This window comes from Bacillus sp. AR8-1 (assembly GCF_008042345.1).
In the GTDB taxonomy this organism is placed as follows: Bacteria; Bacillota; Bacilli; order Bacillales; family Bacillaceae_G; genus Bacillus_A; species Bacillus_A cereus.
Genome location: NZ_QNUB01000014.1, coordinates 57,494 through 69,472, shown reverse-complemented (window position 1 = coordinate 69,472; position 11,979 = coordinate 57,494). Strand labels below are relative to the sequence as shown.

The window sequence follows — 11,979 nt, the reverse complement described above, 5'->3', positions numbered from 1 at the left end:
TAAAAAATGAAACAGAGTCGACATTAGAATTTCATTTCCTAAAGTCGACTCTGTTTCATTTAAACTATAAATTTCACTTTACGTTTTTAAATTCATATACTTCCGAATTCTAGCAACGTCTAAAGAATATTCGATAACTAATTGCTGTAACGGTAAAATAACTGTGTCAGGATATAAATGTGCATATTGTAATGTTTCTGCATATTTTTCTAACCTTTTTTCTAAATACTTTATTATTTGATCAGGATGACTTACTAATAAACATTTACAATAATAATGGATTTGTTCCTCAATCGCCGTGTATTCTTCAATTTCATATTCTTTATGCATGTGTACACCCCTTTAAGTTTTTTATATGAATTACTTATCACAATTTTCACTCGACAAATTTTAAGTTTTTTGATTATTTACACTATAACAAACACTGAGGGTCAAATTTTGTTACTTTATGTAACGTAGAAAATTTTTAACAAAATTGTAATGTTTACTCCTGCAAAATACAGAAAGCCCCTTTACTCATTTTTGTATAAAAAAAATCGTACAGCTTAATTTAGCTGCACGACTACAATTTCTGGCCTATTCAAAATCCTTTGCGGAATGATACTATTTCCTAATCCTCTACTCACTACCATTGATGTATTTTGTTCTACATATAAACCCGCTGTATATTTAGGTAAAACACCTTGATTTGGCGCAACTAATCCTCCGATAAATGGCAATCTAACTTGCCCTCCATGAGCATGTCCCGATAAAACCAAATCCAACCTCTCATTCGTATATTCCTTTATAAATTCAGGCCGATGGGATAATAATACATTATATTTATCTGGCTGCATTTCAATTTTCGCTTTTTTAATTTCATCTATTATAATATTTCCTTCATCACGGTTTCCAGTAACAAACTCTGGATCATCAATACCGAGCAAGTTTATTTCTTGCTCACCCTTTCGAATGCCTACATGTTCATTCCTTAAAACATTGACATCATATTTCTTCAACTCTTTTTCTAAATTGTTATACTTTCCAGACCATTGTTCATGGTTTCCTGTCACAAAATATACAGGATATTTCTTTACAATTTCTCGTATTAATTGCATACTAACTTCTGCATCGTATGATTTACTGTCAATTAAATCACCCGTAATCGCAATAATATCTGGGTCTATACTTTTTATTTTTTGAATTAACACATCTTGATTATCGCCAAATTTTTTATTGTGTAAGTCTGAAATTTGTAGAATTTTATACCCTTTAAAAGAGGATGGTATTTTACTAGAGGTTATTTTAACCTCAGTTATACTTATTAAATTGTTCTGTAAATATAAAAAGATGCTACAACCTACTAATGTAGCAATAAGTAATATACTTCTTTTAATCTTCTTGCTCATATTCCCTCCTAAAATCTTCATCAATACTACAATTCTCAAAAACATTTCAATAGATTATTCTTTTTATCTAACGGTTCTCTTTTAAAGTGAAATCGATTTAACTACGATAATCAAGTACAAGTTTCTAATTTTAGGAACTGAAGAACTTATATCACTCTGTTGAAGTAAACATGCCCGGTTCTGTTCTAATCGTAACTCTATCATATAACATTAAAGCCGAAATTCCCAAGTTAAGGAATTTCAGCTTTTTGAGTTCGTATGAATATCTTAGTTTTAGTTCTATGTATCTTGCCGTTGTACATCTTAGTACATACCAGTTGTCTCTCTATATGTGGTGAGTTTTTTATCTTTTTTCAATAATCAACTATGTATAAAACATTTAACTTAGTTAATACCCTTAATGAATATCATGCTTTTTAAAGTTTCCGCCTTGTACTTCCGCAACATCATATACAGTGACAAAGGCATTTTCATCAATTTCATGAATAAGTTCCTTCATTGTTTCTAAATTTTAAAATTATGTAGCGTCATTCCATTCAGACTTCAATATTGAATATTGATATTCATCAATCCACTGCCCTTTTAGCATGTAATTCTGTAATAAATGACCTTCTCTCCTCAACCCCACTCGTTCTAGTACAGAAATAGACTTATTATTTCGAACGTCCGAAAATGCAATCACTTTATGTTTCCGTAATGAATGAAATATGTAATTCAGTAAGGCACAAACAGCTTCAGTTGCATAGCCTTTCCCCTGATATTCTGGAGAAAGAGTAAATCCAATTTCTACGATGCGAGGTTCATTTACAAGTGTGTGAAGTGCACAATCTCCAATTATTTTGTTATTTTCAGCCAAAGCAATTGCGAACTGGAACCAAGTACCTGGTAGATTAGGATTATTTTTAACTTGTTCATTTACAAACGTTTTAGCCTCATGATATTGATAATTAACCCATGACTGAAATTTAGCCACTTCTGGATTAGAACGATAAAAATGAAAGTAGTTAGTGTCATCCATACTAAACCTTCTCAAAACAAGACAATCTGTTCTCCAAAAGACTTGATTGTCATTCTCCATAACTATTCACCCTCTTTTCTACATTAATTATATCTTTATAATACATAGGTATAAATAGTTTACATGCTTATAAAAAAGCGATTCTTTTCACATTAAAAAGAATCGCTTTCCAAGTTCTTATTTTTAATTATATTACATAAAGAATTGAAAGATTATTACTTAAGAGCCTTAACTATAACTTCCGTTGCCTCTGCAATGAGTTGATTATCATAGCTAGCCTCTTTCTCATCTTTACTAGATAAAATTGCGATGATAATTGGTGCTCTATTCGGAGGCCAAACGATAGCAATATCATTTCTTGTTCCGTAACTGCCAGCACCTGATTTATCTCCAACTACCCAGTCAGTTGGTACGCCTGCACGAATAAGTTTGTCCCCTGTAGCATTTCCTTTCATCCACTCTGTAAGAATTTTACGTTTTTCAGCTGGAAGTGCATTTCCGACCGTAAAAGCTTTAAGATTCGTAGCAATTGCTTTCGCTGTACTAGTGTCACGAATGTCTCCTGGAATAGCTTCGTTTAATTCTGTTTCAAAGCGATCAGACATAGTAACCCGATCCCCCATCTTTCTAAGCGCTTTTTCATATCCTTTAGGTCCGCCTATTTTATTAAATAAAATGTTCCCTGCAGTATTATCACTTGAACGAACAGCAGCCTCAGCAATTTCTCCTAGTTTCATTCCAGTATCTACATGTTTCTCTGTAACAGGTGAATAATCCACTAAGTCTTCTTTCGTAAATGTGATTACTTCATTTAATGTATCAATTGAGTTTTGCTGTAGTAATACTCCTGCTGCTAAAGCCTTGTAGGTTGATGCGAAGGCAAATCTTTCGTTAGATCGATAAGAAATTGTTTGATTTGTACCAGTATCAATCGCATATACACCTACTCGAGCATCAAATTTTTTCTCAAGTTGAGAGAACTCTTTATGCGTCGCCTGATTTTTATGTTTCACTTGTCCAGTCTTTTCTTTCGCTTCAACTTGCAGTGCCCCTCCTGTAAAAGCTTCTAGGCTTGTAATACTTAAACCTAATATACCAACGCATATTCCTATTTTTAGCATCCTCTTATTTTTCAAAATCATCATTCCTTCCAAATTTTTAGCACCTTTTTATACGTACACATAATAGACAATCACCGAACCAAATTTGTTCCATAAACTAAAAAAATTATAGCTAGTATGAGAGTTATTAACAAAATAAGAGATAGTAGCTACGACGCCTCTATCTCCTATTTCATATTTCATTTTTTTACTTATAAATGGCTTTATATGAACAGGTTCTTTCCCTGAGAAAAGTACTCTAATTTTGCTTAGAACTACCTGTACTAGTAGCTTCACCATGTATACGTTGCTGTTTTAAATCAAAGTATACATCTAATACTTCCTTTCCGATTATAGAATTAATTCCATTTTTATCATCATGAAGCCATGGAACTACTACGGAAAATGCTACTTCTGGATTATCATATGGAGCATATCCAACTAACGTTAAGTTGTAACATTCCATACGTTCTCCTTTTGCATTTCTACCAATCGGGTCATCTCCACCATATACAGTTTGGGCTGTTCCTGTCTTTCCTGCTGGTTTATATGGCGCGTTTTTGAAATATTTCACGCCAGTTCCATCACCTTCTTGGAATACCCATCTAAACCCTTCTTTTATCCGATCAATATGTTCTTTCTTCATATCAATTCGATTCAATACGACAGGCTCTATGGAACGTATAACTTTGCCAACCTCTTCTTTTATTGATTGTTCTCGTATTTCTTGTACAATTTGAGGTTGCATTCTATAACCACCATTCGCAATCGTTGAAATATATTGCGCTAATTGCAACGGCGTATACGTATCATACTGACCGATAGAAAAATCTAATAAAAACCCAGGTTGACTATCTACTTTTCTCGTTTGTCCAATTATTTCATTCGGTAAATCAATACCTGTTGGGACACCTAAACCAAATTGCTTGAAATAATAGCGCATCGTATCAAATGCTCCTTGTTTAATATCCAATGAGCCATTTGGTACGTAATTAACTCCCGCAATTTTTAAAGCTGTCTGGAACATGTATACATTCGAAGATACTTGTAAAGCCCGTAAATCATTAATATTACCAAATCCGGATACATTCCACGATTTCTTAGCTTGTGTACCTTTAAATTTCATCGGCGCGTCATAAAATTGATCTCCTGGATGTATTGCGCCTGTCTCATATCCAGTTAATAAAGTAGCACCTTTTACAGCTGACCCTAGCTCATACGAAGTTGTCATGTTTCCTAATGCCAAATCCTCAACTTCTATTTTCCCTTCTTTTTCTACAATCTTTTTGCCTGCCATTGATAAAATTTGTCCGTTATTTGGATTCGTCATGACAACAAAAGCTCGATCGAGCAGTGGCTCTGAACTCTTAAAAGCTCTCAAGTTTTTCTCTATACTTTCTTCCACTTTCTTTTGTAATTCCATATCAATCGTTAATGTTAAACTATTACCACTTTTTCCTTTAGAGATTATTTCTGTGCTAACAATGTTTCCTGATTTATCAGTAATATTTTTCACTTCTTCTTTTGTGCCGTGTAATACATCTTCATATCGTTGTTCAATATAACTTTTTCCAACACGATCATTACGGTTATATCCACGTACTAAATAAGAATCTAAATTTTCTTTCGGTAATCCTTCTTCACTACTCGTAATATTTCCTAATACAGAACGAAATAAATTACCGTTTACATAATTACGTTCCCAATCAACAGTTGCATCTACTCCTGGAAAATTCGCAAGATTTTCGCTTATCCGCGCATACTCTTCATCTGTTACATCTTTTTTAATGATTTGTGGTGTTAGTTGATAACCTGAACTCATTTTACTTTTAATAGCTAACACCTTTAAATCTTGTGCTGTTAATTCTGCTAATTCTACCTCTGTAACACGACCTCGTCTTAAGTCTTCTATTTTTTTATCTAACTCTTTTCCCTCTATACCCTTTTCTTTAAACTTTTCTATATCTTTCTTAGTAATCTTTGTCTCCGCACGTTTCGAATTCAACTGCATCCAAAAATCTTTTTTATCGATATCTGTTAATTTATTTATATCTTGTTCAGGCATTTCAAGTACTTTCGCCAAGTCTTTTGCTGTTTTTAAAATATCTTCACTCGTAATTCCCTTCACCCTTGTATACGTAATTGTGCGAAGAGATTTATTATTAACAACTGTTTTCCCTTCTCGATCTAAAATTTGTCCACGTGGAACTGGAATACTAGTTATTGCATTTTGACTACTTTCCACTTGGTTCTTATAAGCCTCTCCCTCAACGATTTGTACCTTTCCTAGCTGCATAATAATAGCTGAGAATAGTACAAATATGCAAAGGAACATTATATTTAATCGAATAGATATATATGTCTTCTGCTTCTTGCCTTTTTGTTCTTTCATAAATCCTCCATTTAATCCTTTCAGAAATTGCTACAAATACTAAAAGCATTCCTTATATATTAGATACCGATAATCGGTTATAAATATTGCCTCAATTTTTTGCTTAATCCTTGTAAGCAACCATTTCTTTTCGTTTAGATACGGAATTAATAACTCTCCCTTCCTGTTTTCTCTCTATTTTTTTGCCACTTGCATGAGAAGTGCTAAACTGTATAATGACTCTTATTAAACTTACATATAAACTTGCTAGTAAATTTTCATGCTAATTATTCCTTTCTTCATGCTGTAATACTTAATAGACAACCTAAACAATAAAGTTGTTCCACATTTACAAAAAAAATAATTAAATATAAGATGAAATAGGCTACATAAGGGAGGGTTATATGTTACATATAAAAAGATGGAGATTTTTTGCGTTTTTTTCTATCGTAGGTTTGATTTTACTAATTTTATTAAAAATCAACTTCATTTCAATTACTATCGCAACTTCTTCAGCTGAAAGAGGAAAGATTTTTGATCAAAATGGTGTAATACTAGCTACAAATAAGAAAATTAAGTCTCTATATTGCACTTCTAATGACGAAAAGCTATCGAAACAAGATACATCAAACACATTAGCTTTTTTTAATCAATTTTCAAGCGAGTTTCAACATGATATTTCTACAGAGAACATAAAATCTCAATTACAACAATCTTGTAAAAAGCAGACTATGAATGGTATACCGTTATACTCTGATATAAATGAGAATGAACTTGCATTCATAAACAAAAACAAACCCAATAATGTAATAATTAAAGATGAATGGATTCGATATTATCCTAAACACGAAATTGGTTCACAAGTAATTGGGTATGTAGAAAATGACCTTAATTCAAAGCATTTGGCTGTTGGAAAAAGCGGGATTGAGCTGCAATATGAAAATGATTTAAAAGGAAAACCAGGTAAAACTCTTATTTTTAAATTGAATAATAAAAAGTTCTTATGGAACATTCAAAAAGTACAAAAAGGAAAAGATGTACGGCTAGCTTTAGACTTTGAGTTGCAGCAAAAGGCAGAAGAAGCATTAAAATCTCAAATTAAGAAAACACCTGATGCTAAAGCTGGTTATGCTGTAGTGAGCGATGCGAAAACTGGCGCAATTTTAACTATGGCCAACTCGGTAGTTTTTGATCCAAATATATTAAATACACATGTATCTTCTAGAAAAGAAAACGTTAAATCTCTTTCGCAAAATAAAGCAATTCAAAAATTAAAGTATGGTGAATCTTATGTAAATATGGCTTCTACTATAAAACCACTTACTATTTTAATTGGATTAAATGAAAAGCTTTTCCAACCCGAAGATACTTATTTAGATAAAGGTACTTTTCAGTATGATAATCAAAATAACATTACGAATGCGCCTGGAACACCAACAGGGGAGATTACACCGAGGCAGGCTATCATTAATTCATCTAACACATTTATGACAGCAAAAGTAGCTCTGCCCCTATTCAACCAAAATAATGGGAATATAGAAAAAGTGGCACATATATGGACAGATTATTTAATGCAATTCGGCCTACGTTCTAAAACCGGGATTGATTTACCCTTTGAAGAAGACGGACAATATGAATTCCATCCATCTAATAAGTTTGAAAATGGAATCTCCGCTTTATTAAACGCCTCTTGGGGAGGAAATGAAGTGCATACCCCTCTTCAACTCGCTCAATATGCAGCAACTTTGGCAAGTAAAGGTGATAAATATAAACCTCAAACTGTAAGTGCAATTATTAGTCCGGACGGTAAGGAAACAAAAAAGTTTAAACCAATTTTAGAAAGTTCAAATCGTTACCCGATGAACTTTTGGAGTGTCGTGCAAGGTGGAATGAGTCAAAATATAGAGGAAATTAAAAAGTTGCCCTTTGACGTCGCAGGTAAAACAGGTATTACAGGTTTTCCGAATGAGCAAGAAAGAATGATAAATCATTCTCTTTTCATTGCATATGCTCCTACCGAAGATCCACAAATTGCCGTTTCTGTCGTTATTCCTGGTAGTAATTCAGAAAAAAACATCGCTGCTCTCGTTACATCAGAAATTTTAGAGTCTTGGCATACACTTCAAAAAGAGAATAAAAACAAAGAGGAAGGTTCATTAAAGTGAACCTTCCTCTTTTACCAAATAGAATCTATATTTATTATTTTCCATTCACCATTATCATTTTTTTCGAACATAAATGAATACTTAATATCAGTTAAAACATACTCTTTTTGTACGTATCCAGTATTGCCATTAATTGTCGATATTTTTATATATCCATCATTTTGCACTTTTTCTGGAATCCAAGCTTTTACCATTTCATTAGATACTTCATATAACACTTGTGATTCTCGTTTTGGTTCAGCTAAAATTTTCGTTTTATTTCCAGTAACCGTTGCATATATAAAATGCGCTTGCTTTGGTTGGTTACTTTCTGTCAATCCACTTGGTACTTTGTATACTTTTTTTGTATCATTTGCAAACTCTCCCCCCATTGTAAGGGCGACTTGCAACTCATGAAAAATATCTTCATCAAACTTCAGTTCATCCTTCTTATAACTCTTCCCTTTAAATAGAACTTCATCATTTAACACTTTGTACAAGTCATTTTCATTTTTTGAGTTCGTACTTTGATATAGTTCATTCATAAATTGTTTTAATGATGGATCTTGAGCAGACTCATCTTTTGTTTTAGGCTTAATTTGAGTACTACTTTGTACCGGTGATTTATTATCATCAAGCCAAGGTTGTTGAACAATGAAAAATAACATTGTACAAACCAAAACAACTACAATAGGTAATGCTTTTTTACGAAATGGTCTTTTATGTTTTACAAAATCCACTTCATTATTTTCATATATAGACTGCTTTATTTTAGAAATAAATTCTTCTTCATCTTTACGATTCTCCATTGGCCCTTTTTTCATTTTTCTATACCAGTCAGGATTTTGTTTATTGTTCATCACTACTACCCTCCCCTATTAATTTTGAAACCTTACTTCTCGCTCTACTTAATCTCGATTTTACAGTTCCAATGGATACTCCTAATGTTTCAGCCATTTCTTCATAAGATAATTCATATTTTGCGTCCAATATAATTATTTCACGGTGCTTTTTAGGTAGTTCTAATACAACCTTCCACACATCATTCATTTCTTCTTGCTTAAAAAATTCTTGTTCTGCTGACAGGGATTGCTTATCGTCACTAAAAAATCCTATTAAAGATATCCTTTTAAAATAAGAGGATTTCAAATAGTTTATTGCCGTATTTCTTGTGATTTTTAATATCCACGTTTTAATAGATGACTCCTTTCGAAATGAATTCCAATTTTTAAACACCTTTATAAATACATCTTGCGTGATATCATCTGATAAGTGTGGATCTTTCGTAATAATAAATGAATAATTCCATACATCTTGCCAATAGTCTTTTATAACATAGTCCAGCTCATCATGATTACACTTTTCAATAAACGTCTGTTCCATTTCCACACCTCAAACTTATTTGAATAAACATAAAAACTGCCCTCACTTTTATTATGGTTTCAATATATAGACAAGATACAAATTTCATTTGTTCCATTGTTTATCTTTTTTCAAGCAGAATAATACTACTAAAAAACAAGTAAAGCATACAATGATAAAATTCTACTCATGAAAATCTGTTTTTTGAATTTAACGTAACACTCCACTTGCCCATTTCAATTTGCTATCTCCTTCTATTTACCATTAACAATGTCAATTTTTCTAGAATCACAGCAAAAAAGCATTCTTTCTAATCGAGAATGCTTTTTTGAAATTTAATTGTTCTATATTTTCCCCAATTTATATCTTTGAGTTAAGCAAACACGTAATAAATTTAGTCAAAAAATTCACCATATAATTAAGTATTATTTCTGAAATACATGTTTTACTTTTTCACCTGGAACGTTACTTCCTCCTCTTCCTTTTACATCTTCAATCATCATTGTAACAATCATGTCTGGCGCATTTGCATCGAAAGCTGCGAACCATCCCAGTTCTTTTCCGTCTGCTTCTTTCGACTCTTTCAGTTCTGCTGTACCAGTTTTACCAGCAAGCGTTACACCATCAACCTTTGCAATTCTCCCTGCACCATCAGGGTCATTAATGACTTTGATTAATGTACTCTTTAATATCTCTTGATTCTTTTTAGAAACCACATTTTCTTTCCAATTCCCTGCTACTTTTGCTTCTTTTAAAAGATGTGGCGACGGAATATTCCCTTCATTCACAATCGGTGCATATGTTAATGCTAAATGAAGTGGCGTCATTAATACTTGTCCTTGTCCATAGCCCGTGTCTGCTAGTTGAATATCGTTTTTTATCCCATCTTTTGCAATGATTGAAATAGGAAATTCGTATTCGATTGGTAATTTTTCATGAAATCCGTACTTTTTAAATTCCTTTACATACTGATCTTTTCCCATTTTCAAAGCTTGTTGAGCAAAATAAATATTATCAGAGTACTTCATTGCCTTATCAAAATCAATTGGACTTGCATCCTTTACACGCGTTACATAGTAATTTCCCCAAGATGAATCTTTTGTCCACTTCAATCCTTGAATTTTAAATTCTTCCTTCGGATTTATTGTGTTTGTTTCCAAACCAATTGCACCTGTGATCGTTTTAAATACGGAACCTGGTACAAATGCTTGTGTAAAGCGATTCGTCATTGGTAGTTTCGAGTCGTTACTCCATGCTTCTCGTTGGGCTTTCGATGCTCCTCTAACTATTATATTTGGATTATAAGCAGGGCTACTTACAAGTGCGATTGTTTCACCTGTTTTAGGATTGACCGCTGCACTAGACCCTGCTTCAGTTTTCATCTCATTAAAGATTTTTTCTTGAATTGCAGCATCAATTGTTAACGTAACATTTTCTCCTTCTTTTGCTTCTTTTTTTGCTACGTTTTTAATCTCTTTCCCCTTCTCATCTTCTATAAATACGCGTCCACCCTTTTCACCACGCAATTTATTTTCTAACACTTTCTCTAAACCGGTCTTACCTACTAAATCATCTGCTTGATAACCTTGTTTTTGAAGTGATTTTAACTCCTCCGCATTCACCTTTCCGATATATCCAGTTAAGTGTGCCGCTGCTTCACCTAATGGATACGTACGAATATTTACTGGGCGAGATGAAACTCCTTCTAATTCAATATAATCATTCTGTCTGGTTCCCTCTTTTAAAATACCAATTGGTACAAAGGAGTCTGGTTTTATCCATTTTGCTGTGAGCTTTTGTTCGACCTCTTCTATAGACATATCAAGTAATTGTGCTACTATTTCTTTCGTTTGCACTGCTGTTTCGCCTAGTTTCTCTGGAATAATTCCAACCTCAGTTGCTTTACCATTCGTTGCAAGCCCTTTTCCATTGCGATCATATAGTTCTCCGCGTTTTCCTTGCTCTATTTGCATACGTACTTTGTAATCTTTTTTCATACCTGGGAAGATGAAGTCTGGTGTCCAATCTGTTTTCCAAGACTCTTTATCTTTCACAAGTTTTGCTTCATGGATGAATGAAACTGGTCCTACATCCGTATCCATCTTAACTTCAAAAAGAAAAAGCTCTTTATCTTTCGTATTCTCTCCTTTCATTTTAACTTTTAAATTCTTAGCTCCAATCCCCTCATAGATTTTTTGATATTTTTCTGTAAATTCTTTTTTAGAAATCGATTTTTTGGCATGATCTGATAAATGATCATACATATTTGCAAACTTTTTATCATTCCATAAATTAATATATTCTTCAAATGCTTGTTTTGGCGGTTCGTTTTTATTACATCCTACCAACATAACTGCGAAACAAATGAAAAACAGCATCCATAATTTTTTCAATTCAATCTTCTCCCTTAGTTAAAAATGATGATTCCTTTCTTAATTTATTTAATAAAAAATGTTTTAACGCTTAATAGACAGTGAAAGTAAGGATATTGTTCCATATTTACAAAAAACTAAAAAAGAGTGATAAGAATTCCGTAAATTTGGAATCCTCATCACTCTCGTTTGATATTGTGCAAATCATGAATATGAAACAAGAT

9 protein-coding genes and 1 pseudogene are annotated in these 11,979 nt (G+C 32.8%); 1 reads left to right on the top strand and 9 read right to left on the bottom strand.

The annotated features are described in order from the left end of the window. Positions 1-78: 78 nt before the first annotated feature. The 6 genes and pseudogenes from DN400_RS09005 to DN400_RS08980 all read right to left on the bottom strand — a co-directional run bounded on the left by DN400_RS09005 (position 79) and on the right by DN400_RS08980 (position 5,898). A complete protein-coding gene (locus tag DN400_RS09005) occupies positions 79-330 on the bottom strand; it encodes a hypothetical protein (RefSeq protein ID WP_000548621.1) in 252 nt (83 codons plus the stop codon). A gap of 215 nt (positions 331-545) precedes the next feature. Further along, positions 546-1,388 carry a metallophosphoesterase gene (locus DN400_RS09000; RefSeq protein WP_053564455.1) on the bottom strand — a complete coding sequence of 281 codons (843 nt, stop codon included), beginning with the start codon at positions 1,386-1,388 and terminating at the stop codon, positions 546-548. Between the two features lie 397 nt (positions 1,389-1,785). After that, positions 1,786-1,887 (bottom strand): annotated as a pseudogene (locus tag DN400_RS08995) (DUF2179 domain-containing protein); the annotation flags it as partial. 18 nt (positions 1,888-1,905) lie between these two features. After that, positions 1,906-2,466 carry a GNAT family N-acetyltransferase gene (locus DN400_RS08990; RefSeq protein WP_048656286.1) on the bottom strand — a complete coding sequence of 187 codons (561 nt, stop codon included), beginning with the start codon at positions 2,464-2,466 and terminating at the stop codon, positions 1,906-1,908. A 155-nt stretch (positions 2,467-2,621) separates the two neighbouring features. After that, positions 2,622-3,548 (bottom strand): class A beta-lactamase Bla1, encoded by a 927-nt coding sequence (gene bla / locus DN400_RS08985; RefSeq protein WP_002152885.1) that lies wholly within the window; start codon positions 3,546-3,548, stop codon positions 2,622-2,624. 217 nt (positions 3,549-3,765) lie between these two features. Next, positions 3,766-5,898, bottom strand: coding sequence for a peptidoglycan D,D-transpeptidase FtsI family protein (locus DN400_RS08980; protein WP_000662990.1), 2,133 nt, complete (start codon positions 5,896-5,898; stop codon positions 3,766-3,768). A gap of 383 nt (positions 5,899-6,281) precedes the next feature. On the opposite strand from DN400_RS08980, the gene DN400_RS08975 reads away from it, so the two are divergent. Then, the gene (locus DN400_RS08975; RefSeq protein WP_147801643.1) at positions 6,282-8,042 is read left to right on the top strand and encodes a peptidoglycan D,D-transpeptidase FtsI family protein; all 1,761 of its coding nucleotides are present in this window, start codon (positions 6,282-6,284) and stop codon (positions 8,040-8,042) included. An 11-nt stretch (positions 8,043-8,053) separates the two neighbouring features. Here DN400_RS08975 and DN400_RS08970 read toward each other — a convergent pair whose 3' ends face one another. The 3 genes from DN400_RS08970 to DN400_RS08960 all read right to left on the bottom strand — a co-directional run bounded on the left by DN400_RS08970 (position 8,054) and on the right by DN400_RS08960 (position 11,776). Continuing rightward, positions 8,054-8,881, bottom strand: a complete 828-nt coding sequence (locus tag DN400_RS08970) for an SH3 domain-containing protein (protein ID WP_147801642.1) — start codon at positions 8,879-8,881, stop codon at positions 8,054-8,056. Then, complete coding sequence (locus DN400_RS08965; protein ID WP_000438327.1) at positions 8,871-9,404, bottom strand: RNA polymerase sigma factor; 534 nt, start codon at positions 9,402-9,404, stop codon at positions 8,871-8,873. Before DN400_RS08965 ends, DN400_RS08970 begins: the two co-directional genes overlap by 11 nt. Positions 9,405-9,808: 404 nt before the next feature. Further along, the gene (locus tag DN400_RS08960) at positions 9,809-11,776 is read right to left on the bottom strand and encodes a penicillin-binding transpeptidase domain-containing protein (protein WP_147801641.1); all 1,968 of its coding nucleotides are present in this window, start codon (positions 11,774-11,776) and stop codon (positions 9,809-9,811) included. Positions 11,777-11,979: the final 203 nt, after the last annotated feature.